Consider the following 23,327-nt stretch of genomic DNA (forward strand, 5'->3'; position numbering starts at 1 on the left):
ATGCTGTGTCGAGAGTGAATACGGTTCTGGGGCCGATTCCGGCCGAGGAGCTGGGGGTCGTGGCCGTGCACGAGCACATCGGCTACGGCATGCCCGGATCCGAGCTCGATACGCGGTGGTGGAAGACCCCCGAGGAACGGTACGAGGAGACCGTTCCGAAGCTGCGCAAATTCCACGAGCACGGAGGCGGCACCTTCGTCGACGCGACCGGCATCTGCAACGGTCGTGACGTCGACTACTACAAGTCACTCTCTGCGAAGACCGGCGTGCACATCGTCGCCTGCACCGGCTTTGTGGGTGGAGACACAGCGCTGCCGTTCTTCGCGCGGGCGAGTGTGGAGTACTTGACCGAGCAGTTCGTCCACGAGATCACCGTCGGCATCGCAGGCACCGGCAGTCGTGCCGGCGTCATCAAGGTCGGCGTGAGCCGTGGCGGCCGCATGACCGAGCTGGACAAGCGCATCTACCGTGCTGCCGCTCGCGCCGCCCTCGCCACCGGCGTGCCGATTCTCACCCATCTGGCGATCGACGCCGAGAACGCCATAGCCATCTTCAACGAGGAAGGCCTTCCTCTACACCGGGTGCTGTTCGGCCATGTCGACGATGGAGTGAACGCCGAGAAGACACGCGACCTCTGGATTGCCGAGCAGGGCGGTCGGGTCGGCTTCGACACCTTTGGATACGAAACCGAACTCGAGGATCCGCCGTTCTGGGCCCGCCCGCGCAAGGAACGCCTTGACCACTTCCTGCGCTTCATCGGCCAAGGCAACCTCGGCAAGGTGCTCGCCTCCGCCGACGCCAACTGCAGCCCATTGGGCTGGCCGGGCGTCAAGGGCCACACCGTCAACTACATCTTCGAAGACCTGATGCCGGACCTCCGAGCCGCCGGGCTCGACGAGGCCGCCATCCGCACTATTTTCGTCGACAACCCCGCCGGCTTCCTGGCCATCCAGAACTGAGAGAGAAGAACAATGGACGTCACCGATACGAAGATCGCCATCGTCGGCGCGGGCTACGCCGGCGCCGCCGTAGCGAAGGCCTTGAGCCTGCTCGGCGCCGAGGTCGCGGTGTACGAGCAGGCGAGTCAGATTCGAGAGGTCGGCGCCGGCATCGGTCTGCGCCCCGCCACCATGCACCGGTTTCGTCAGTGGGGAATCTTCGATGCGATAGCGAGCGTGAGCTCGGCCAGCGACAACTTCCAGATCCTCACGGCCACCGGCGAGCCGATCATGCAGGAGAACTGGCCTGCGTTCGCGGAGGAGACCAAGACCCAGCTGATCCATCGCGGTGACTTCATCGACGCCCTCCTCGGCGTGCTCCCCGCGGGCATGGTGCGCCTCGGCCACAAACTGTCGAGGATCGACAATATGCGCGGCAGCTCGGTAGTCACCTTCACCAACGGCGAGAGAGTCGAGGCCGACCTGGTCGTCGGGGCCGACGGTATCAAATCGGTGGTGCGCGAGCAGCTGTTCAGCGACAAGGGCCCGGTCTTCTCCGGCGAGCATGCGTACCGCGTGGTGATCTCTGCCGACGACGCCCACGGGCTCATCGTCGACGACAACCTGCGCATGTACGTCGGCAACGGTGCGAAGGTATACCTGCTGCCGCTGCGTCACCGTAATCAGGCATCCTTCGACATCACGGCGCTCAACCCGGACAGCACCTGGGCGCCGACGATCACCAAGGATGACATCGTGGCGAGCGTTGAAGGCTTCGACGAGCGCATCGTGAATATCGCCCGCGAGCTCGATATCGACACCGTCAGCATCCGCGCGGTCTACGACATCGACCCGGTCGACACCTGGCACTCGGATTCCGTCGCGCTCGTGGGCGACGCGGCCCACGCGATGCTGCACCACCAGGGGCAAGGCGCGAACTCCGCGATCGAGGATGCCGGCGCTCTCGCCGACGCCCTCGCTCAGGCCGACTCCATCCCCGAGGCGCTCGCCCTCTACCAGGCGGTCCGCAAACCGGTGACCGACGAGTTGCAACGCATCTCGCGAAATGGCTGGACCGAAGAAGAGCTCAACGAGGTCTTCCCCGGCCAGAAGCCCGTGTCTCAACTGCAGGCCTGACACCATGCCCCTGCATCCCGAGATCGCCAGAATCCTCGCCGAGCTGCCCGCGCCTGCCCCCGGCCCGATCGACCCGGCACAGTTACGAGCCGCCGAGGAGGCAATGGTTGCCCCGCTGGCGGCGCGCCTGCCGCTCCGTTCGGTGGAGGACGCGACCGCGCAGACACCATCGGGTGGGGTGCCGATACGCATCTACACGCCGGTCGACACCGACTCTTACGGACTGCTGCTGTACTTCCACGGCGGAGCATTCTTTCTCGGCAGCCTTGAGACGCACGATCACGTCGCGCGGTCGCTGGCGGCAGCCACCGGGCTCAAGGTCGTCTCCGTCGGCTATCGACGGGCCCCGGAGGCCGCCTTCCCGGCTGGCCTCGACGACTGTTATGGGGTGGTGCGCTGGGCCGCGGAGAACGGCGAGCACCTGAGCTGGAACGGCACGACCCTGGCGATCGCTGGCGACAGTTCGGGTGGCACCTTCGTCGCGGCCATCGCCGCGAGAGCACACGACGATAGCTTCGACCGCATCACTCACCAGCTGCTGTTCTATCCGTCGCTCGACCTTGATTTCGACATCGACCGGTATGCCTCCCTGCGGGAGAACGCGCGCGGCTACGGGCTGGAAACGGCCGGGCTGAAGCCCTTCAACGCGTTCTACATCGACAGTGGCGCGAACCCGGCCGATCCGCTCGTTTCCCCGATCAAGCGCGAGAACCTCGGCGGGCTGCCACCGGCACTGATCATCACGGCGGAATACGACCCGCTGCGCGACGAGGGCGAGCAATACGGGCGGATGCTGCGCGAGGCCGGCGTGCCGGCCGCTGTCACCCGATACGCCGGCGCGAACCACGGCTTCGTGCAGAACTTCTCCTGGATCCCCGAGTATCACCAGGTCTTCGAGCAGGCGCGCGACTTTCTGAACCAGCACTGATCAGACCCCGACCGGCCACAAAAGCGAAAGAGCAGTCATGACCCAGCAGACAGCCGTGCATCCCCTCGTCTCGCCGTGGGGTCGATTCGGGCTCTACAGCTACTTCATCGACGCCCCGGAGCCGGCGATCGTCGACACCGGGATCGCGTCGTCGCCGGCAGAGGGGATGGCGCCCGCGCTGGAAAAACTTGGACGGCACATCGAGGACGTGCGCTGGATCCTCTTGACCCACGGTCACATCGATCACGTCGGCGGCGCCTTTGCGCTGTGGGAACTCACCGGCAGGCGAGCGCAGATGGTGATCCACGAGGCCGATGCGGACTTTCTGCGCTCGCGACGCGCCCACGTCGAGGAGTACCTGGGCGGTCGGGGCCGGTACATGCACGACTCCGCGGGAGAGTCGAAGCAGACGGCGGCCGCGAACGCGGTGATCTCCGGGGAGCTGGAGCCGACGGTCCTGGTGGAAGACGGTGAGACGCTCTCGCTCGGGGGCAACGTGACCGTCACGGCCCACCATCTTCCCGGCCACACTCCCGGCGCCGTCGCCTACGTCATCGACGGCCAGAACGACGTGTTCGTGGGCGACGCTGTGCAGATCCATGGCGCCGCGAACGGTTTCCCCGGGTATGAGAACCCGACGGCCTACCGCTCCAGCCTGGAGCATGTGCGGGATGACATCCGGCCACGGCGCCTCTACCTGGGGCATCCGTACCGCGGGGCGAACGGGGTGCCGTACGGGGTCGAGCTCGACGCTGAGCAGGCGCAGCGTGCGCTGACTGAAAGCCTGGAGATTGAGGCTCGCGTCGGCGACGCCGCTCGCCGCAACCTGCACGACGGCCTGCGGGAGACGAATTCGGTGTACTCGCCGTTCGCCCAGGCCGCGGGGCAACTCGGCTACGAGGGGGACCCGACACTGGAACCTTCACCGTTCTTCACCACCATGCACGGCTACCGCACCGAACACGACGCCAGCAACAAGGAGCCACAGCGATGAGCAGAACCGAAACACTGAACGCCGGCGGCACGACCATCGTCGTCGAGAAGGACCTCCGGGTTCCGATGCGCGACGGGGTCACCCTCGTCGCCGACGCCTACCAGGCGGCGGGCAACGAGCCGCGCCCGGCGCTGGTGGCGCTGAGCCCATACGGCAAAGAGTTGCAGGCCCTCGCGCTGACCATGCCGCCGCAGCGGCGGCCCAGCCCAATGTGGGACGGCTGCATCGAGGCGGGCGACATCGCGCGCGTCGTCGAGGAGGGCTACGTGCACGTCATCGGCGACCTGCGCGGCTCCGGCGGGTCCGGCGGCGAGCACATCGGCAACTACAACGCCGGCGGTGTCTCGCTCGGCGAGGACGCATACGACTTCATCGAGTGGGTAGCAGCGCAGCCGTGGTGCGATGGAAACGTCGGCATGATCGGCATCTCCTATTTCGGCTCGATGCAGGTCATCGCCGCCGCCGAGCGTCCGCCGCACCTCAAGGCCATCTTCGTCTCCGGCGGGCATTACGACTTCTACGAGACCACTTACCACGGCGGCATCATGTGGTTCATGCCCCGTGCCGCGCGTGAGGGGCGCGGCGGAGACTCCGGCTGGGCATTCACCGACAACGTCAAGTCCCGCATGCTCGAAAGCTACTCGCCGGAGCAGATCAAGGCGCGCGTCACCGAACGTCTGGCAGACCCGGATGTCGCCGCCTGGCCGAATCTGTTCCACGTGCTGAACTATCCGAAGAACCATGAGGCCTGGTTCGACATCGTGACGAACGAGGTCGACGGCGACTGGTACGAGGAGCGCAACCCGGTCAACCTCGCGAAGAACATCGACATCCCCGTCTGGCTGCAGATCGATCAGGGTCGCGGCTGGACCGTGGACGGCACAATCGAGCTGTTCAACACCCTGAAGGGTCCAAAGAAGTTGGACATCGGCCCGTACCCACCGATGCAGTCGCGTCCCTTCGTCGAAGAGCACGACAAGATGTTCCGCTGGTATGACTACTGGATCAAGAGCATCGACAACGGAATCATGGACGAGCCGGCCGTGTCGGTCTTCGTCGAGGGCTCACGAGAAACCGTGACCGCAGCCCAGTGGCCGCCGAAGCAGATCGAATACAGGCCGCTGTACCTGCGCCCCCGCGGCAAACTCTCCGTTGAGCCCGAACCGATGGACGCCGAGTACGCTGCGCCCGACGGTTTCTATCAGGCACCGCTCACGGTCACCGACAAGGTCGAGATCCTGAGCTGGAGCACGGCGCCGTTCGAACAGCCCACCGAGCTGATCGGCACCGGCGCGGCCCACATCTTCGCCCAGATCGACCAGGACGACACGAATTTCATCCTGCGGCTGTGGGATGCCGCTCCCGGCGGCACACGCCAGCTGATCACCACCGGCTATCTGAAGGCCTCGCACCGCGAGCTCGACGATCGCAGCACCGAGGGCGACCCGCACCACCCGCACACCCACGCCGTGCCGGTCGAACCGGGCAAGATCGAGGAGTACGTGCTGCGCCTCTACCCGTTCGCCGCAACGTTCAACCCCGGACATCGACTGACGGTGGAGCTGTCGAACGACGAGCCCCTGGCCGACGAGCACAACGCGCTGCTGCCGCCGGATGCCTTCCATCTGCCCGTGGGCCGCCCCGTCACGCACAAGATCTACCGCGACGCCAGCCACCCGTCCCGGGTCGTGCTGCCCTTCACGACCCGCACCCTTCAGGCTGAGTGAAGAGACCGGCTTGACTATACAGAGGGCATGATAAACTGACGGTCTGTCTGGCTCGTTGGCCAGAGCGGTCACGAAACCTTATGTGCTTCGTCGGTCCGAGGCTTGAAACCTCCGGCATCCTCACCGATCCCCGGAGGTTTTCTTATGTCCACATCCCTGTCCGCATCAACCCGGTGGTGGGCGCTGGGCGTGCTCTCGCTCACGCAACTGGTCGTCGTGCTCGACGGCACCATCGTGAGCATCGCCCTGCCTCAGGCTCAACAGCAGCTCGGGCTGTCCGACAGTGGGAGACAGTGGGTCGTCACGGCCTACGCATTGGCCTTCGGCGCCCTGCTTCTTCTCGGCGGCAGAATCGCCGACTACTGGGGCCGCAAACGTACCTTCCTCGTGGGCATGCTCGGGTTCGGGGCGGCATCCGTCTTCGGCGGCGTGGCGCAAAGCGGAATCGAACTCATCATCGCGCGCGGGCTTCAGGGCCTCTTCGCCGCCATGCTCGCACCGGCCGCTCTGGCACTGCTCACCGTGAGCTTTCCGCACGGCAAGGACCGCAACACCGCGTTTGCGGTATTCGGCACCGTCGCGGGCGCGGGCGCGGCGGTCGGCCTGCTCCTGGGCGGCGTGCTCACCGAGTTCGCCGATTGGCGCTGGTGTCTGCTGGTGAACGTGTTCTTTGTGATTGTCGGCTTCGTCGGCGCGCTGCTCTTCGTCGCGGAAAGCAAAGCCGACGGCAACAACCGTTACGACGTTCTCGGCGCCATCACCGTGAGCCTCGGCCTCGGCGCACTTGTCTACGGCTTCAGCCTTGCCGAAAGCGGCTGGGGTGAACCCCTGACCATCGGATTCCTTGCGCTCGGCGTCGTGCTCCTGGCGTTGTTCGTCTTCATCGAGTCGCGCGTTGCGCAGCCGCTGCTGCCGCTCCGCATCGTTGTCGACAAGGTTCGCGGCGGGGCGTTCCTCATCCAGGCGGTCGCCGGAAGCGTGATGATCGGGGCGACTCTCTATCTGACCTTCCACCTGCAGATCGTGCTGGGAATGCCTCCACTTGAATCCGGGCTCGCGAGCCTGCCCCTGACGATCGCCATCATGATCGCGGCTCCGGTGGTGACAAGGCTGCTGCCGGTCATCGGCCCGCGCCCGCTGCTCATCGCCGGTCCACTCATCGTGGCCGTTGGCCTGATCTACCTGAGCCGCATCACTGCCGACGGGAGCTACTTCGTACAGGTGCTGCCCGCGCTCATTGTCATGGGGATCGGGATGGGAGCAATCTTCGTGCCCGTGCAGAATCTCGCTCTGACCGGTGTCGCCTCGCACGATGCCGGCGCAGCATCCGCAACGGTGAATGCGGCCATGCAAATCGGCGGGTCGGTTGGTCTCTCGATATTCACCGCGGTCTACGCGGCGAGCGTTGGAGCGCCGGATGCTCTGGGTGGCGCGTCTCGGCTCACCGCCTTCGCAACGGGCTACTCGGCCACCTTCCTTGCCGCAGCGGTGGCAATGGCGCTCGCGTCGATCGTGGCAATATTTCTTGTTCGCGGACCGAAGTCATCGCTCCTTCCCCAGGGCGACCTGCCGGTTCTGGCGCACGCGGGATAGCGGGCCGCGGCCCGTCGATGTGCATGGCGCGCGAGGCCGATGAGTGCCCGCGCGCCGCGCTCTCAGCCCTCGTCTGCAACTGGCAGATAGAGCCAGTCGTTGTACTGGAAGTTCCCGTCGCCGCGGCTCGCAAAGAGCAGGTTGCGCAGCGTGCGGCCGATGCCGGAGACATGCCACGAGGCGCCCCACACCCGCGCGGTGCGCTGCACCCGAGCCGTGCGCGGCGCACGGCGCTCGGCGAACTCGCGCAGGGCGTCGTCCCACGCATCCACGTCGACGCCGCCACCGGACCCTTCACCCGGGAAAACCGTGCCGCGGGTGACATCCTGCATCGTCGCGGCATCCTCGATCGCCTGGCAGGCGCCCTGGGCGAGATACTGCAGCATGGGGTGCGCGGCGTCGCCGGTGAGCACCATGCGGCCCGTGATCCAATTCTCTATCGGCTCGCGGTCATACATGGGCCAGCGCACCTCGAGACCCACGTTCGCCAGCGCGTTCCTGACGGCGGGAACACAGTCCACGTAGGCGTTCTGAAGCTCATCGACTCCGCCGTACTGTTCCTCGCCACGCTCGAAGGAGGGCGACTTGAAGACAGCGACGGTATTGAGCAGCTCACCCTTGCGCAGCGGGTACTGCACGAGGTGGCAGTTGGGCCCGAGATAGACGACCACATTCTCCAGGTCGTCCTGCGGGGTCTCTTCGGTAATGGGAACGGTGCCGCGGTAGGCGACAAAACCGGAGATGACGGGTTCATCGTCGCTGACCTCGCGTCGCATCCTCGACTTCAGTCCGTCCGCCGCCAGCACGGCATCCGCTTCGTATACCGCCCCGGATGCCACGCGCGCCGTCGCGCGCCCGTCGACCGTCTCGACGCTGGTCACCGCCGCGTCGGTGACCAGCGTCACACCGGCCTCCCGGCAGGCGTCGAGCAGAATGCGGTGCAGGTCGCTGCGGTGAATCACGATGTACGGGGCTCCGTAGCGCTTCTCGAATTCGCCGCCGAGCGTCTGTCGCGTGAGCTCCTCGCCGGAGATCGCGTCGCGAAAGATGAGGTGCCTGGGCTGCACGCCTATCGCGCGCGCCTTCTCCAGCAGGCCCCAGCGCTGCAGGATACGCGTGGCGTTGGGGGCCATCTGCAGGCCGGCGCCGACCTCGCCGAATTCGCGGGCGCGCTCCACCACCGTGACGGATGCCCCGTTCCGGCTCAGCGCGAGTGCGCTGGCCAGGCCGGTCATGCCGCCGCCGATGACGAGAACCTCGGTGATTGCTGCCTCGGTGGATGGTTCAGGTTCGAACATGGGGTGGCTCTGCCTTCGTCGTCGTTGATGCGGTCGTTGCTCACCACTGTCCGTTCTGCGCGACGCGAATGACAATAGAATTCTGATATGCAGAATGTGCCGCTGCGGGCCAAGCCCGCCTACCCGATCGAGGCGGTCGACAACGCCCTGCACCTGCTGCAATTACTGCGCGACAGCGGCACCCTGCGGCTCAAGGATGCCGCGGCGGAGTTGCACGTTGCTCCGTCGACCGCGCATCGCCTGCTCGCGATGCTCGTCTATCGAGGCTTCGCGGTGCAGGATGACTCGCGCGGCTACCTTGCCGGCCCCGCGATGGGAGTCGCCCCGGCGGGCCTGGCGGGAACCCAGCTGCTGCGCTCGCTCGCCCAGACTCCCCTTGAGCTGTTGTCGCGTCGCGTCAACGAGAGCGTCAACCTCATGGTGCGCGTTGGCACGAAGGTGCGCTTTCTCAGCACCATCGAGAGCACCAACGCGTTGCGGGTCGGCGACCGCCAGGGCGCCGTGCTGCCCGCACACAGGGCCTCCGGCGGCAAGGCGATGCTGGCGGAGCTCGACCCGCACCTTCTCGAGCAGCTGTTTCGCAACCCGAACGCGGAGCCCGGCGACGACAGCATCTCCGACGAGGAGTACCCCTCCTTTTTGCGCGAGCTCGACGGCATCCGTTCTACCGGCTTTGCGGCGAACCTGCAGCAGACCGAAGACGGCATCAACGCGATAGGCATGGCCTTGCACGGCCCCGATGGGCTGGTCACCGCAGCCATCAGCGTTGCCATGCCCGCGGCACGCTTTCGCCCGCTCTTCGACGGCGGGCTGGTCGCGACGATGCACGCGACGCGGCTGCAGATCGAGGAGCAGCTCGCGTCACGGTGACCGGCGGCGGTTACGCCGTGACGGCGGCCTGGTTCGCATGTGGCGCGTCGCCGACGTCGGCCTGCGCCCGGCTGAGCTTCACCTGCATCTCTGCGAACACCTCGGCGTAGTCGGGGTCGTGTGCCACGTTGTGAAGCTCGTCAGGGTCGCGTTCGAGGTCATACAGCTCCCACTCCCCCGCATAGGCGAACGGCCCGGTGCCGGGCAGCCCGAGGCCGTCGTTGTAGAAGTAGATCAGCTTGTACCGTGACGAGCGATAGCCGTAGTGGGCCGGCGCCTTATGAAAGACGTCGTCGTGCTCCCAGTACCGGTAGTAGAAGCCCTCGGCCGGCGGCTCGCCATCGACCGCGTTCGTGACATCCGACCAGAAGCTGCGGCCCTGCATCCGCGGATGCGCCGGCACGCCTGCCGCCTCGAGAATCGTGCGCGCAAAGTCCACGTTCGTGACGATGCCCGTGGCGACGCCTCCGGGCGCAGCCGCCCGCGGATAGCTCATGAGCAGGGGCATCCGAATGGACTCCTCGTACATGAAGCGCTTGTCGAACCAGCCGTGATCACCGAGAAAGAAGCCCTGGTCGGAGGAATACATGAGCAGGGTGTCGTCGAAGTCGCCGCGTTCGCGCAACCAGTCGATCACGCGACCGACGTTGTCGTCGACCGAGGCAACGCAGCGCAGGTAATCCTCCATGTACCGCTGGTATTTCCACAGCGCCTCCGCCTCGTAGTCGAGCCCGGCAGGCGGATCCACCTTGAGGTCGTCCGCATTCAGGTGCTCGGCGATGCGCATTGCCGCCCGCCTGGCCGACGACGTGCGGGTGGAGTAGTCGTCGGTGAAGGTCGCGGGCACCGGGATCGGTTCGGAGTACATTTCCGCGTGTTTCGCGTCGGGCTGCCAGGGCCGGTGCGGGGCCTTGTGAAAGATCAGCACACACCACGGCACGTCGGGTTCGAGCTGCTCGACCCAATTGAGTGCCAGATCGGTGATGATCTCAGTCGCGTATCCGCGCTCCGTGCGCAGGCCGTCGACCGAAAGAAATGTCGGGTCGTGGTACTCCCCCTGCTCGATGAGAACGTCCCAGTAGTCAAAGCCCTGGGGATCGTGCCCCTCGCCGTCGCCCATGTGCCACTTGCCGACGATGGCCGTGCGGTATCCGGCCTCACGCAACTGCGAGACGAACGTCGGCTGGCTCGCGTCAATGGGCGTCTCGAGCGTCGTCACGCCGTTCACGTGACCGTACGTGCCGGTGATGATCGACGCACGGCTGGGCGAACAGAGCGAGTTCGTGGCAAAGCAGTTGTCGAACCGCCAGCCCTCGGCCGCGATCTCGTCAATGCGAGGGGTGGAGTTGACCACCGAACCGTAGGCGCCGACGGCATGCGCGGCGTGGTCGTCGGTGAGAATCATGACCACGTTCGGCCGACGTGCCTGGCTCATCAGGCGGTTCTCCTCGCTGTCTCGATCTGCTCAACGGATGCGACGGGTGCCGCCGGTGCCGCCGCCCCGCGTTCTGCGGCACGGTACGTCGTCTCGTCGAGCCCGCTCTGCGTGGGGTCGTAGTCCACGTCGCCGACGTCGTACATCGTCGTCATCCAGTGATAGAAGTTGTCTCCGCGATCCCGCAGCCTGCCGTACAGGCGCGTCATCATTCTTCGACGAATGTCGTTCATCTCCGGGTGCTCATAGACGTTGAGCAATTCGTCGGGATCGATGTGCAGATCGTAAAGCTCGTTCACCGAGTCGGGATTCACAATGAGCTTGTAACGGTCGTTGCGAAGCATCCGCTGTGGGTAGGGAAAGTGGTGCCCGTGGAACTCGCAGACGATGTCGTCGTCCCACTCGACGCGTTCACCCTGAACGAGCGGCACGAGGCTGCGGGAGTCGACGGCGGGGGCCGGGTCGATGCCCGCGAGTTCGAGAATCGTCGCCGTCGAGTCGAGCAGGCTCACGAATTCCGTGCGCACCTGGCCCGCCGGGGCGCCCGGAATTCGCAGGATGCCCGGCGTGCGATAGATGTCCTCGTACATCGCCGGGCCCTTGTCGTGCAGGCGATGCGAACCGGTGAACTCGCCGTGATCGCACGTGAAGAACACGGCCGTCTCGTCAACGAGCCCCAGTCTTTCGAGCGCCGCCACGACGCGCCCGATCTGCTGGTCGATGAGCGCGACATAGCCCCAGTAAATGGCGATGAGCTTGCGGGTCACCTCGATGGGCATGGTGTCGAAGGTCCAGTGGGCGCTGTAGTTGCGCTGCACCGGGGGCTTGCCCTCGAACGTCTCGGAGATCGATTTCGGCAGCTCGATGTCTTCGGGGTCGAACATGTCGAAGAACTCATCGGGCACGATGTACGGCAGATGAGGTCCGAAGAAATTGAGCTCGAGAAAGAACGGGGTGCCGTCGCTCTGCCCCTCGGCCGCGTACCGCTCGAGCAGCTCGATGGTGCGCGTCGCGAGGTAGTACTCGAACGTCGCCTCCACCGGCTGGTGGAGCCGGGCGGCCAAAAGGTTGCCCGGCCCACCGTTGGGGAGCGTGCCGCGGATGCGATCGCTGATCGCGTAGGGCGGCAGGTCATGCTCCTGGAGATAGCCGAGGTAGTCCTCATTCTCAACGGGGTTGTGCCACCCGGGGAGGTCGGGGCCGTCGAACCCGAAATCGGCGGCCTTCTTCTCCGTTCCCGCGTGCCACTTGCCGACGAGCCCCGTGTTGTACCCCTTCTCACGCAAAGCCTCGACGAACGTGAACGTTCCGTCGGCGAGGTCTTCGAGATATCCGACATTGCGTTCATGGTTGGCAAGCACGCGATGACGAAACGGGGCCTGACCGGTCAGCAGGCTCGCTCGAGCCGGCGTACAGATGGCCGTCGGCGTGTACCAGCGATCGAATCGCGTGCCCGTGCGGGCAAGTTCATCGAGCACCGGCGTTGCCGCCAGCTCGTTGCCGTACGCCCCGAGCGTGTCTGCCCGGTGCTGATCGGTCATGAGAAAGAGGATGTTGCTCGGCTTCATGGTGAAACTACTCGCCTGCTTTAAGGTAAAGGTCGCCCGTGTAGAAAGTGGTCGGGTCTACAGCCTTGGGCAGCTTTCCAGCCTGCACGAAGTAGTCGACCATTCCGCTGAGCCAGGTGTTGACCGTGCCGTCCTTGGTGAGCTTGTCGATCTCATCGAGGCCGAGAATCTGCACATTGCCCGCGTCTGCCTTGACCTGCGCCGGATCCAGCTGTGAGAACGAGGCGGTCAGCTTGATCGCCTCATCCGTGTGCTTGGCGCGAAAATCGGTGGCCTCACGCAGAACCTTCAGCACACGATTGAGCTTCTCGGGCTGGTCTTCGACAACCTTGTTACCGGCGACGAAGGCCGTCGGAAAGGAGACGGTGTCCTTGAAGTCCTTGTTGCTGGCAAGCTCGACCAGATCGGGCACCCGCTGCTTCACGGTGGCGAGGGCCGGGTACCAGAAGCCTGCGGCATCGACCTTCTTCGAAATGAGGGCGGCGACGATCGACGCCGGCTCCATGGGAACGAGTTTGATGTCGGCCTTCGTCATTCCCGCGGACTTGAGCGCAAGGGTGAGGATCATGTCGCCGGAGGTGCCCTCCGGCACCGCCACGGTCTTGCCGCGCAGGTCCTTGATCGAGTTGATCCCCTTCTGCGCCACCACCCTGTCGGCCTGGCCGAGCGTGTTCATCGCAACGAGCTTCGCCTTACCGGAGGCCGGCAGCCAGAACGCTCCCGGGCCGATGTAACCGAAGTCGAGGTCACCGGTGCCGAGCGCCTGAATCTGCAGCGGCCCGTTCGTGAACGACGTCGTGGTGATGTTCACGCCGTTCTTCTTCCACAGGCCCTGATCGTCGGCGATCGCAAGCAGGCTGGTGCCATTGAAATCCGGGATGTAGCCGAAATTGACATCGATCGGCTTGACCTCTTTGCCGGATGCGTCGCTCTGCTGTGCGGAACCGCCGCCTCCGGCGCATCCGCTTATCGCGATGGCCAGCGCGACGCCCACGGCTACGGTGCCGAGCATCTTTCTGGTGAATGACATGTGCAGTCCCTTTCTCGGGGGTTTAGGCCGTCTGTGAAGACGACGGGTTTCCGGCGTTGGCGCCGGGCTCTTGGTGGTACACCGCGTGCCACACGCGATTACGCAACTCGCCGAATTCGGGGCTGAGTCGCAGATCTTCGGTGCGGGGGTATGGAAGGTCGACGTCGACGATGTCGTAGATGCGACCGGGGCGCGCCGCCATGATGACGACGCGGTTCGCCAGGAACACGGCCTCGTCGACGTCGTGCGTGATGAACATGACCGTGCGCTTCTCCCGGTTCCAGGCCTCGAGCAGCTGCTCCTGCAGCTTCACCCGGGTGAGCGCATCGAGGGCACCGAACGGCTCGTCCATGAGCAAAATAGACGGGTTCACCGCGTAGGCGCGGGCAATAGCACAACGCTGTTTCATGCCGCCCGAGAGCATCTTGGGCAGCGCGTCGGCGAACTGTTCGAGCCCGACCATGCTGATGAAGTAGTCGGCACGCTCCCGACGCACGGCCTTCGGCACGCCGGCGACCTTGAGCCCGAACTCCACGTTCTTGCGCACGGAAAGCCACGGAAAGAGCGCGTACTGCTGAAAGATCACGCCGCGCTCGGGTCCGGGGCCAGAGACCTCGCGGCCGTCCACGAGGGCGCGACCGGATGTCGGCTCCTCCAGCCCGGCGAGAATGTTCATGAGCGTCGACTTTCCGCATCCGGAAGGGCCGACCACCGTGACGAACTCGTTGTCGACGATGTCGAGATCCACGTGTTCGAGAGCGACGAACTCCTCGTTCTTCAGCGGGAAGGTCTTGTGCACTCCCTGCACCGAGATCTTTGCCGTGGTGGTTTCTGTCGTGGGGGTCATCGCCGTTCCTGCCATCCGGTGAGCTTGGCCTCTGCCAGCAGAAGAAGCCGGTCCATGATCAGGCCGAGAATGCCGATCATGACGATGCCGACGAAGATCGTCGCAAGGTCGTAGTAAAGCTGTGCCTGCTGCATGCGATACCCGAGGCCTGCCTGCGCGGCAAGCAACTCCGCCGCGACCAGGGTGGCCCATGCCGAGCCGAGGCCGACACGCATGCCCACCAGAATGAACGGGGTGGATGCCGGCACAACGACACGAGCGAAGATCGCCCCGTCTTTTGCGCCGAGCACCCGGGCAGCGTTGATGAGCGTCCGATCGACATTCACGACGCCCTGGTACGTCGAGATGACGCACGCGAGGAAGGCCGCGAGAAATATGACGAAGATCTTCGGCACCTCACCGATGCCGAGCAACACGAGCACGAGCGGCAGCAGCGCCAGGGGCGGGATGGTGCGGAAGAACTGAATCCACGGCTCGAAGAGGCCGCGGGCGATTGTGTACCAACCCATCAGGAAGCCAACGGGGATGGCCACAGCCGATCCGAGCAGGAAGCCACTGAGCACGCGGCTGAGGCTCGCGAGAATGTCCTTCTGCAGTATTCCGGCGTTCCAGAGCTGGATGCCCTTCGCAACGACCTCCGGCGGCGTCGGAAACTGAAACCCGCTGAGCGCCAGGATCCACCAGATCGCGATGCCGCCCACAACCGAAATCACGTTGAGGGCGAGCAGCTTGCCGCGTTTGCTGATCTTCTTCGTGCGTGGCGCGCCCTGCCGCCCGAATGAGTGCGCGGGCATTGCTGTCACATCCGTGCCGCCCGCTGCGACGGAGCGCGCGCTGGCCTGCTCTGCTGAATCGGTCATGTCGATCACTCGTTCCATGACGGGCCTCGATGGGGGCTGGGTCGGTTCACTGTGTGCTCCTTCGCTTCTGCGCGGCTTCGTCGGGTATCGCCTGTTCGGGATACCCGGCGAGGAGAGGGGACTGATGGAAAATGGCGGCGATGGCGCCGAGCGCCCCGTCGGTGTCGTGCAATTGCGCCGCCCGCACGATGATGGGTTGCGCGGAGGGAATCGGATAGAGCTCGTACCGCAGGGTGGCCGTGGCCTGCTCGACGAGAACCGGGGCGATGCGCACGATCTCGCCGCCGAGAACCACCTCTCCCGGGTTCAGGGCCATCGCGGCCGCACCGAGAACACGACCGATCATCGTGCCTGCCTCGCGCAGCACCGCGTCGACCGTCGGGTCGCCCTTGCTCACGGCCTGCGCAAGCTCGTCGAGGGATTCGAGCGGCACGCCCTGCAAGCGGCAGGCCGCCAGAATGGCGGGCACGGATGCGATCGTCTCCAGGCAGCCACGCTTGCCGCAGCGGCAGCTCGCACCCGCCGGGTCCGCAACGACGTGGCCGAGCTCACCGGCGAAGCCCTGCGCTCCGGAGACGAGCCGGCCAGAGACCACCAGGCCGCCGCCGACACCGTCGGAGAGCCGCAGATAGATGAGGTTGTCCACGGCGTCTCGACGGGTGATCGCCTCGGCGAGCGCCGCAAGTCGCGTGTTGTTATCGACGAAGACGGGCGCGCCGAAGCGTTCCGCGAACGCGGCGTCGACCCCGTCGGGCGCCAGCTGCTTCTTCCAGCTCACGGCCGGGATGCCGGCCCGCTTTCCCGTGTATGGCCCCGGCACCCCGATGCCGATGGCCTGCAGTGCACCGTAGTGCACGCCCGTCTCGAGGCTCAGTCGCTCGATCAGCTCGAATGCGATGGCAAGCCGCGCCTCCCAACTCGTGTCGTCGACGTATCGCTCCACGCCCGACGCAATGACCTCGTGCGAGGCGTCGGCAACGGCAACCTGCACGCGGCGGTGACCGAAGTCCACTCCGAGAAACTGGCCCGAGGCGGGGTCGAGCGCGAGCCGATCGGCGGGGCGTCCGCTTCCGGTGCGATCCGCGGCATCCGTGTCGGCCACAATGATCGCGCCGCGCTGAAGCAGCTTGGCGGTGATCTCCGAGAGGGTCGTTCGTGAGAGGCCGACCCGTTTGGCGAGGTCGCCTCGACTGAGCGCTCCGTGGGCGCGCAGCGCGGCGAGAACACGCTCTTCGTGGGTTCGCCGCACGAGCGCGTGAACACCGATCGTCGTTGACATAGGAGACAGATTAGGCAGGCCTTAATTTTTCCGTCAACTATCCGGCAGAAAAACTTCTGGAATATGTCCGAGTCGTGACAAAACACACCGCGCACACGCGAACGGCGCCCACCCGAGGGTGAGCGCCGCGCGCCTGACGAGCCGCGTGTCAGTCGGAAGACGCCTCCGCCGCCGGCCGCGCTGCGGTGAGCAGTCCGCCGAGCGGTCCGGACTTCTCCAGTCGAACGATGCCCGCTACCGCCGCCTGATCGAGGCGATCGGGCGCCGACCAATAGCCGGCGTTGGGGTTGTTGAAGAACGTCGCCCACACCGTTCCGCTCTCGTCGGTGAACATGTTGTTGTGTCCGGCTCCGACGGCGGCCGTGTACCGGGTGGAGTACGGCCCCTCGAACGAATCGGAGACCGCAACGATGGCGTCGTACTGGTCTTTCACCCCGCTGTTCGACAGATACGACCATTTCGGTGACGCGGCCGGGCCGGACTTGAACGACCAGGCCGCGTGCATCAGGTAGTACTTCTTGCCGATCTTCGACACGGTCGCACCCTCGAGATACGGCTCGGGTGAGAATTTCGTCTGCTGGAACTGCGGCAGATTGGTCGGGGTCTCCAGATTCTCCATGTCGGCGGTCATCTTGGCGTACAGATCGTTGTGCAGCACGAGATACTTCGCATCCCCATCATCGAAGAGCCCGCCGTCGATGTGGTAATACTGCGGGTTCGTCGCCCGCACCGGCTCACCGAGCGGATGCTTCACGCTGCCCTCGATGTTGCGGTACGGCCCCTGCACGCCACCGTCGCTGACGAGCATGAACGAACCGGTGAGCGTGGACTGGTCTCCCATGCAGGCGACGATGTACCACTTTCCGTCGACATAATGCACCTCCGGCGCCCACACGTCGCCCGCCCGCGTGGCCGGATCATCCGGGTTCTTGTACTTCTGCCAATCCGCCACCACGACCCGATCCGCCGTGTTCTCTCCGACGAATTCGGGTGACCACACCTTGCCCTTTGTCTGTCCCGGCCGCAGCGTTGTCGTATCGACAAGCGTCCAGGGGCCGTCGAGCGACGGCGCCGTCCAGATATAGATTCCGTCGTTGTACGGCGCCGCCTTGTCGAGCCCTGCCGCCTTCGTGGTGCCGGATGCGACGTACAGCGTCTTTCCGTCGACCTCGAATCGATTGACGTAGGTGTCACGCATCCACACGCGTCCGAGCTCGCTGTCCTGGGGCCGAAGCTCCAGATCGAGAATCTTCGAGTTATCGGGGCGCGGGGTGAGCGCGGTGCGGGCATCCGCCGTGCCGTACGGCATCGGTAACGGCCAGCTCCTCGGGAACGGCGAGACCTCGCCGGGCATCTCGTAGCTGCGCACATAGTCGAACGTCGCCGTCGCTCCCGGTGTGTTCATCGACACGAGCCCGATGCGCAGATTGCCCTGCACGGGCAGCGACCACACCCCGCCCCACTGCCATGACTCACCGTCGGTGCTCGACGCCATGCGCACGTCGTACTCGGAGTTCTGCTCGTCGAGTTGCACGTAGAGCCGCAGCCAGGTTGTCGCGGCCGGAGCCGCCCCGAACATCGGCCCGTTCGCCACCGCCATCGGCGGAGTGGTTGTCGGCCGCTCAGCCTCCTTGCCGAACTCGGTCTGGTGCAGAAACTGCCCCTTGCGATTCAGCGGCAGAATCGAGTGCGCGAGCTTGAGGTACCGGTCATCATTCTCGTAGAGCACAAGACCGGCCTGCTGGTTGCCGCGGGTGCCGTCAAAGGTGAGCTTCGTCTCCACCACGTAGTCGCCCTTCGGTGCGTCGCGCACGAGCACGGACGCGGTGTTGTTGCCCGTGTACAGCTCGGCGGCCTGCGTCGGCCACACGAGCGATCCGTCGGTGATCGTCGAACCGGGTGCCCTTCCTCGTATCCAACTCCACGCATCGTTTGCCACCTCGGGCGCGCCGGCGGTGGTGAACTCATCGGAGTATTCGGGCAGCAAGGCGCCGAGCTTCGGGTCTGCCACTCGCTTGGTCACAGGCGAGAACAGGCGCGCGGCGCTCAGGTTCGCGGCGTCAACGGATGCCGCACTCGCCGCGACCCCGATCGAACCGTTCGATCCTGCCTGTTTCGGGGCGGAGACGCGCACCGTCGCGAGCGGATCGCGCAGCCCGTCTGACGAGACCTCGGCGGTGACCTCGGAACCCCGCCACTCGATCACGACGACGTGCCAGGAGTCGTAGTCAAAGTTCGCCGGCAGCGCCGACGCTTTCTCTTCGATCGTGCTGCCATGCGTGACCTCGAGACGAAGCTCCGCTGTCGCGCGGTCGATTCGTGCTGTCGCGCCGTTCTTTCCGTTGGCACCCATGACCAGGCCGATCGCACCGGTGGCGGTGTCGGCATCCGCGGGGCTGAAGCGCAGCTCGCCCTGCACGCGCAGATCGCCCGATGCCTTGTCGCGGCTGGTCACGGATGCCGTCTGCTTGCCCGCAGCAAGGCGCAGGTGTGTGCCCGCATCCGTGTCTGTTGCCAGCGTGGCCGTGCCGTCACCATTCGTCTTCCAGCCATCCAGCGACGAATCGGCGAAGTCGGTGCCGATCAGCGACTGTGTGACCGGGGCGGTCTGCTCGCCGCTCGAGGGGCCCGCTCCGGCCCGCACAACCGGCCAGCCGTCGATCCAGTCGAGGCGGTCGATCATGAGCGGTCGCTTCGACAGGTGCAGACTGCCGACGGGAGGAAAGTCCGGATCCGAGGTCGGGATCGCGTGATAGACGAGCCAGTCCTGGCCGGCCAGATCGGTCTGGATCGTGTTGTGCCCCGGGCCGGCGAATCCGTTGCCGTTCGAGGTGAGCACGAAGCCGCCCTTGCTGCTCAGCGCCATGAGGTCGATGCCGTGGTCGTCGACGAACGGGCCGCGCGGGCTGTCGGAGCGACCCACCTTCACGGTGTAGCCGCTGAAGGCACCGTCGCAGCATCCGGCGTCCGAATACATCAGGTAGTACCTGCCGTCATGCTGCATGACGATGCTGCCCTCCATGCGGCGCCCCTGCGCCACCTGGGTGACCTCGCCCGTCAGGGCCGTCGCGTCGGCGTTCATCTTCGAGACGCAGACCACGTCGTAACTGCCCCAATAGATGTAATGGGTGCCGTCGCTGTCGGTGAACAGCGCCTGGTCGATGTTGCCCGTCGGGCATCCTGCCACCGCCGTGCCGCCGATGAGAAGACCGCGATCGGTCCACGGTCCGGTCGGCGTCTTCCCGGTGAGCAGAGCCACCCCGCCGTTCGAGAGCGAGTACGTCAGGCGGTACTCTCCGTCGATGTACCGGATGTCGGGTGCCCACGGTCGGGTGCCGGCCGACCAGTACGTGGGGCGCGCGGCATCCGCCGGGTAGACGTCACCGACGTACTTCCAGTCGACCAGATCTGTCGAGCGCAGGATCGGCAGGATGTGCTCACCCTTCTCCCCCTTGCTGTTGAAGATCGGGTTGGTCGTGCCGTATGCGTACCATGCACCGTCCTTGCCGCGAATCATCGCGGGGTCGGGAAAGGTGTCCACAACCCCGGCGCTGACCGGGTTCGTATACGTCGCGGATGCCGCGGGTGCTGGCGCTGCCACGGGCGCTGCCGCAGCGGGAGCCGCACCCGCGAGCGCAGGCATGCCGCCTCCGACGAGGGCTGCCGCGGCGAAGATCGCCGCCGCCCCAAGACTGACTGGTCTCCATCGCATCAGATCTGCTCTCCTTCTTCATCGAAGTCGCGGCGCGGGCGCGCAACGGTGTCGACGCGCCCGAGGCAGGGCGGCACGATCGACGAGGATGAGGTAGTCAGCCCGCCCGTCGGCACAATGCCTGGGCAACCGGCCCCCCGATTTACCTGCTTAGGCCCCCATCCAAGGGACTCGTCATTTTTCCGTCAAGACTCCGACGAAAAGATCGCAGAAATTGGGCACGTCACTTTCGATGACGACGCCGCGCCCGGCAACAGCAAAGGGCCGGCTGCGACATTTCTGTCGAGCCGACCCTTCTCGTGTTCGCTTCGGTCTTTTCGACCGCGTGGGTGCTTCAGCAAATTCGGGATCCCTTGAGCCGACTGGGCAACTGTCAAAGTTCCAGCGAGGCTTTCCAGGCTAAGGTCTTAAGTTTTCCAGCAGTTCGACAAATTGCCGGTCAGCTCACCAATTTGTACCCGCTCGAAAGGCTGCTGTCTGGACTTCAGAACGGCGACTACGGTGGGCGTCAGCGCTCACCCGCACGGAGGTGGTGTTCGCACGCCACTCTTGTCTGAGGAAGGGAGGGCGTCTGATCGCCGGTTGGAAGTGCCGTCCAGCCTCCCCTCGGCATTCCGTATATACGAGTGCCACTCGCGCCTCTGCCCGTACTCGCGCTCTTCATCGATCACGGAGCGGGTGCCGTCAGGCGCCGTGCCGTGATCACCGCTCCATTCGATGTTTCCTACATCGTCCCCTGTCTTCGAAACAACAACCGAGACTACTGGGGTCCACAACACACATTGACATTCGCTCAGCTTGCTCGCGTGTCGGCATCGACTGCCGTTCTCCCGGGTGGATGATGTTGGCGACAATTCCACGGCGACCACTAACTATCTGGTGGCTGGATCGACTACACGGCGAGACGCGGCACCAGTCGTGTCGAGGACTGAGAGCGAATGGTACCGACTAAGCCGGACTGGGGTCCGCTGTACGAGGCTCACCGCCGGGCCATGTACTTGGTCGCGCTTTCGATCCTTCGACAGAGAGAGCTTGCGGAAGATGCAGTGCAGAATGCGATGGTCTCCTTGATGAACAACCCGCCGTCCAATGTCAAGAACTGGGAGGCCATGATGGTCAATGCCGCAAAGATGCGCGCCCTAGACATAGTCGGCTCGGCGGCGGAGCGGCATCGTGGGGGCGCGCTGGATCCCCAGCGCGATCCCGAAAGTGGCAAGCTCGCTCCTGAGGAGGCTGTGGAAGCCCTTGACGTGGTGACGAAGGTGCGAAAACTTGAAGACGCGATGAATGTGCTAACGGATCGAGAAGGACGGGTGCTCGTTAGGCGCGTACTGCGGGAGGAGTCTCGCGATGCGATCGCCGCCGACCTGGGGGTGTCGCCATCCCGGGTGAGTCAGATAGTCACCGCTGCGCTTTCGAAACTCCGTGACGCACTCGACGACGAGGATGCGGCGTGACCGATTCAAGCGAGCACATCGAGGCCGCCTTGTCCGGCCTAGCTCGCCACGAGTCCCTGGATGAGGACACCCGAGAACTGCTCGAGGTGGCAGAGCTCCTCCGCCTCGACAATGACGTTCCACCGCTCGAACAGGACCCGGTTGCTGCCATGCTCGGGCTGATTGTCGACCCATCCGTGGTCCTATCAAGCCGAGCATTTACGACCGCACGCAGGAACTCCGGAATAGCCCCAAGTGCTCTGGCGGCCAAGCTTCGTGACCGCGGCTGGCAGGTGAGCGCAGCGGACGTAGCTCGGTGGCAATCACACGCTCCGACCGACTTGACTCCCGCCCTGCTCGCAGCAGTCGCCGACGAGCTCCACACCGAACTTGGAACGATAACCGACAGCGCTCCGGCAAGGCCGGACTGGCTGATCGCGGCCACAGCCACGGGTAAGTTCGCGAACCTGTCTACGAGATGGGCGCGACTGAAATCGCTGTCTCTGCCGGCCGCGTCCGCGATTCTGGAATCGCGTCTCCTCGCGACTGTCAACCGCGGCGATCGCCCAGAAACGGACGACCTACTTGAAACGCTAGATGCCTTCGTCTCGACTCTGGAGCAGCGCGACGGCCAATGAAGACTACACGCTGGGTAGACCGGGCCCTAGGGCGGGTGAGCCTCGCCCAGCGCGCTTCGTTCGCAGCCGATCCGCTCGGATCGCTCACGAGGGACTTCGGCTTGCAGGTTCAAGCCGCAACCCAATTGGGCCAGCACAGAGAAGGCAAGGGAAGTTGTGATGGAGTCTCGTTCCTCGCGGACGGTGTCGTGCTTTACTCCCCGACCGTGTCGAGACGGGAGAATTTCACCCTCGCGCATGAGCTCGCTCATCACCTCCTCGAACTCGACGACCCGTTCCAGGACATGTTGGCGGATCAGGACTACCCGCAACCGCTGCTTGAGACCGTCTGCGATTCGTTTGCGCAAGAGCTATTGGTACCCACCGATCTGATCGACACGGTTGTGTCCGACGATGCGGTCCGCGCATCGCACCTTCTTGATCTCTTCGAGCGCTCTAGCGCCAGCCTTCACGCAAGCGCGATCGCGCTCGCACGGCGACTTCCGGTGCTTGGCGCCGTCCTCGTCCTTGAACGTGAGCCGAGCGTCGTCCGGCACGCCAGCGTCCAACCGGATCCTGTTGAGGGTTGGCCCAAGGTGTACCCGTGGCGCGGACAGTCCGCCTTGGCGCACCCCCTGCTTTCGATACCCGACGGCACCGAGGCCGTGAAACGCATTCGGTGGCGTATGCCCTGGGGCGCGGACGCCGAGTTCTTCGCGAACGCAATGGGGCAGACCAATACGGTGGTTGCCGTCTTCGCGGACAGAGACCTCTGGACCGACGAGGCAAGCCACCTCAACATCCTCCGCGAATACGATGATCGCCCTCGCCTCCACCTCGTGTGCTGTGGTCAAGACAAATGGATTCGCGCCTACCCATGCCTGACCTGTCACCAACCGTTCTGCCCCAAGTGCGGAGACTGCAAGTGCAACCGCGAGAAGGCAGTCGTCTGCACCGAGTGCGGTCTGCTCAAAGGGGCTGAACTCGTGGTGAACGGCGTTTGTGTGGACTGTCGCTAACGAATCCTGGGCTGCATCGACTACAAGGTGAAGGGCTCA

At 65.1% G+C, this 23,327-nt stretch carries 18 protein-coding genes; 10 read left to right on the forward strand and 8 right to left on the reverse strand.

All coding sequences use genetic code 11. The features are described 5' to 3' along the window. Positions 1-5: 5 nt before the first annotated feature. The 6 genes from ASC63_RS04575 (at position 6) to ASC63_RS04600 (ending at position 7,317) form a co-directional block, all read left to right on the forward strand. On the forward strand, positions 6-959 hold the full coding sequence (locus ASC63_RS04575) for a phosphotriesterase family protein (protein ID WP_055814888.1): 954 nt from the start codon (positions 6-8) through the stop codon (positions 957-959). 12 nt (positions 960-971) lie between these two features. After that, on the forward strand, positions 972-2,075 hold the full coding sequence (locus ASC63_RS04580; protein ID WP_055810338.1) for an FAD-dependent monooxygenase: 1,104 nt from the start codon (positions 972-974) through the stop codon (positions 2,073-2,075). Positions 2,076-2,079: 4 nt separating this feature from the next. Then, positions 2,080-3,003: an alpha/beta hydrolase gene (locus tag ASC63_RS04585; protein WP_055810340.1), complete on the forward strand. Its 924-nt coding sequence runs from the start codon at positions 2,080-2,082 to the stop codon at positions 3,001-3,003. A 37-nt stretch (positions 3,004-3,040) separates the two neighbouring features. Next, complete coding sequence (locus ASC63_RS04590; RefSeq protein ID WP_055810342.1) at positions 3,041-3,997, forward strand: MBL fold metallo-hydrolase; 957 nt, start codon at positions 3,041-3,043, stop codon at positions 3,995-3,997. Then, positions 3,994-5,724, forward strand: a complete 1,731-nt coding sequence (locus ASC63_RS04595; protein ID WP_055810343.1) for a CocE/NonD family hydrolase — start codon at positions 3,994-3,996, stop codon at positions 5,722-5,724. The genes ASC63_RS04590 and ASC63_RS04595 overlap by 4 nt, the downstream gene beginning before the upstream one ends. Positions 5,725-5,868: 144 nt before the next feature. Further along, positions 5,869-7,317, forward strand: a complete 1,449-nt coding sequence (locus ASC63_RS04600) for an MFS transporter (RefSeq protein ID WP_200936777.1) — start codon at positions 5,869-5,871, stop codon at positions 7,315-7,317. A 62-nt stretch (positions 7,318-7,379) separates the two neighbouring features. Here the strand turns inward: ASC63_RS04600 and ASC63_RS04605 are convergent, their stop codons facing one another. Next, positions 7,380-8,615: an FAD-dependent oxidoreductase gene (locus ASC63_RS04605; RefSeq protein ID WP_055810346.1), complete on the reverse strand. Its 1,236-nt coding sequence runs from the start codon at positions 8,613-8,615 to the stop codon at positions 7,380-7,382. Between the two features lie 87 nt (positions 8,616-8,702). Here ASC63_RS04605 and ASC63_RS04610 point away from each other — a divergent pair, with 87 nt between their 5' ends. Beyond that, positions 8,703-9,485, forward strand: coding sequence for an IclR family transcriptional regulator (locus ASC63_RS04610; RefSeq protein ID WP_055810347.1), 783 nt, complete (start codon positions 8,703-8,705; stop codon positions 9,483-9,485). Between the two features lie 10 nt (positions 9,486-9,495). Here the strand turns inward: ASC63_RS04610 and ASC63_RS04615 are convergent, their stop codons facing one another. From ASC63_RS04615 to ASC63_RS16475, 7 genes are all read right to left on the reverse strand, one after another. Then, the gene (locus ASC63_RS04615; RefSeq protein WP_055810349.1) at positions 9,496-10,920 is read right to left on the reverse strand and encodes a sulfatase family protein; all 1,425 of its coding nucleotides are present in this window, start codon (positions 10,918-10,920) and stop codon (positions 9,496-9,498) included. Then, entirely contained in the window at positions 10,920-12,488 is a 1,569-nt protein-coding gene (locus ASC63_RS04620) for a sulfatase-like hydrolase/transferase (RefSeq protein WP_082487216.1), read from the reverse strand. Before ASC63_RS04620 ends, ASC63_RS04615 begins: the two co-directional genes overlap by 1 nt. Positions 12,489-12,495: 7 nt before the next feature. Beyond that, a complete protein-coding gene (locus tag ASC63_RS04625; protein WP_055810352.1) occupies positions 12,496-13,518 on the reverse strand; it encodes an aliphatic sulfonate ABC transporter substrate-binding protein in 1,023 nt (340 codons plus the stop codon). 22 nt (positions 13,519-13,540) lie between these two features. Continuing rightward, a complete protein-coding gene (locus tag ASC63_RS04630; RefSeq protein ID WP_055810353.1) occupies positions 13,541-14,365 on the reverse strand; it encodes an ABC transporter ATP-binding protein in 825 nt (274 codons plus the stop codon). Next, positions 14,362-15,225, reverse strand: a complete 864-nt coding sequence (locus ASC63_RS04635; RefSeq protein ID WP_235491810.1) for an ABC transporter permease — start codon at positions 15,223-15,225, stop codon at positions 14,362-14,364. The genes ASC63_RS04630 and ASC63_RS04635 overlap by 4 nt, the downstream gene beginning before the upstream one ends. A gap of 46 nt (positions 15,226-15,271) precedes the next feature. Next, a complete protein-coding gene (locus ASC63_RS04640) occupies positions 15,272-16,504 on the reverse strand; it encodes an ROK family transcriptional regulator (protein ID WP_082487218.1) in 1,233 nt (410 codons plus the stop codon). Positions 16,505-16,652: 148 nt separating this feature from the next. After that, positions 16,653-20,216 (reverse strand): family 43 glycosylhydrolase, encoded by a 3,564-nt coding sequence (locus ASC63_RS16475; protein ID WP_082487220.1) that lies wholly within the window; start codon positions 20,214-20,216, stop codon positions 16,653-16,655. A gap of 938 nt (positions 20,217-21,154) precedes the next feature. Here ASC63_RS16475 and ASC63_RS04650 point away from each other — a divergent pair. Genes ASC63_RS04650 through ASC63_RS04660 form a run of 3 tightly spaced genes read left to right on the forward strand, consistent with a single transcriptional unit; the run spans position 21,155 to position 23,288 of the window. After that, positions 21,155-21,673, forward strand: a complete 519-nt coding sequence (locus ASC63_RS04650; RefSeq protein WP_055810357.1) for an RNA polymerase sigma factor — start codon at positions 21,155-21,157, stop codon at positions 21,671-21,673. Continuing rightward, on the forward strand, positions 21,670-22,290 hold the full coding sequence (locus ASC63_RS04655) for a hypothetical protein (protein WP_055810359.1): 621 nt from the start codon (positions 21,670-21,672) through the stop codon (positions 22,288-22,290). The genes ASC63_RS04650 and ASC63_RS04655 overlap by 4 nt, the downstream gene beginning before the upstream one ends. A gap of 35 nt (positions 22,291-22,325) precedes the next feature. Next, positions 22,326-23,288 carry an ImmA/IrrE family metallo-endopeptidase gene (locus ASC63_RS04660; protein ID WP_055810361.1) on the forward strand — a complete coding sequence of 321 codons (963 nt, stop codon included), beginning with the start codon at positions 22,326-22,328 and terminating at the stop codon, positions 23,286-23,288. The last annotated feature ends 39 nt before the right edge of the window (positions 23,289-23,327 follow it).

This window comes from Leifsonia sp. Root112D2, assembly GCF_001424905.1.
Lineage (GTDB): Bacteria > Actinomycetota > Actinomycetes > Actinomycetales > Microbacteriaceae > Root112D2.

Bases quoted from the DNA above. Each gene is read 5' to 3' on its own strand.
- ASC63_RS04580 (WP_055810338.1), top strand. From the start codon at position 972: ATGGACGTCACCGATACGAAGATCGCCATCGTCGGCGCGGGCTACGCC.
- ASC63_RS04585 (WP_055810340.1), top strand. From the start codon at position 2,080: ATGCCCCTGCATCCCGAGATCGCCAGAATCCTCGCCGAGCTGCCCGCG.
- ASC63_RS04590 (WP_055810342.1), top strand. From the start codon at position 3,041: ATGACCCAGCAGACAGCCGTGCATCCCCTCGTCTCGCCGTGGGGTCGA.
- ASC63_RS04595 (WP_055810343.1), top strand. From the start codon at position 3,994: ATGAGCAGAACCGAAACACTGAACGCCGGCGGCACGACCATCGTCGTC.
- ASC63_RS04600 (WP_200936777.1), top strand. From the start codon at position 5,869: ATGTCCACATCCCTGTCCGCATCAACCCGGTGGTGGGCGCTGGGCGTG.
- ASC63_RS04605 (WP_055810346.1), bottom strand. From the start codon at position 8,615: ATGTTCGAACCTGAACCATCCACCGAGGCAGCAATCACCGAGGTTCTC.
- ASC63_RS04610 (WP_055810347.1), top strand. From the start codon at position 8,703: ATGCAGAATGTGCCGCTGCGGGCCAAGCCCGCCTACCCGATCGAGGCG.
- ASC63_RS04615 (WP_055810349.1), bottom strand. From the start codon at position 10,920: ATGAGCCAGGCACGTCGGCCGAACGTGGTCATGATTCTCACCGACGAC.
- ASC63_RS04620 (WP_082487216.1), bottom strand. From the start codon at position 12,488: ATGAAGCCGAGCAACATCCTCTTTCTCATGACCGATCAGCACCGGGCA.
- ASC63_RS04625 (WP_055810352.1), bottom strand. From the start codon at position 13,518: ATGTCATTCACCAGAAAGATGCTCGGCACCGTAGCCGTGGGCGTCGCG.
- ASC63_RS04630 (WP_055810353.1), bottom strand. From the start codon at position 14,365: ATGACCCCCACGACAGAAACCACCACGGCAAAGATCTCGGTGCAGGGA.
- ASC63_RS04635 (WP_235491810.1), bottom strand. From the start codon at position 15,225: ATGACCGATTCAGCAGAGCAGGCCAGCGCGCGCTCCGTCGCAGCGGGC.
- ASC63_RS04640 (WP_082487218.1), bottom strand. From the start codon at position 16,504: ATGTCAACGACGATCGGTGTTCACGCGCTCGTGCGGCGAACCCACGAA.
- ASC63_RS16475 (WP_082487220.1), bottom strand. From the start codon at position 20,216: ATGCGATGGAGACCAGTCAGTCTTGGGGCGGCGGCGATCTTCGCCGCG.
- ASC63_RS04650 (WP_055810357.1), top strand. From the start codon at position 21,155: ATGGTACCGACTAAGCCGGACTGGGGTCCGCTGTACGAGGCTCACCGC.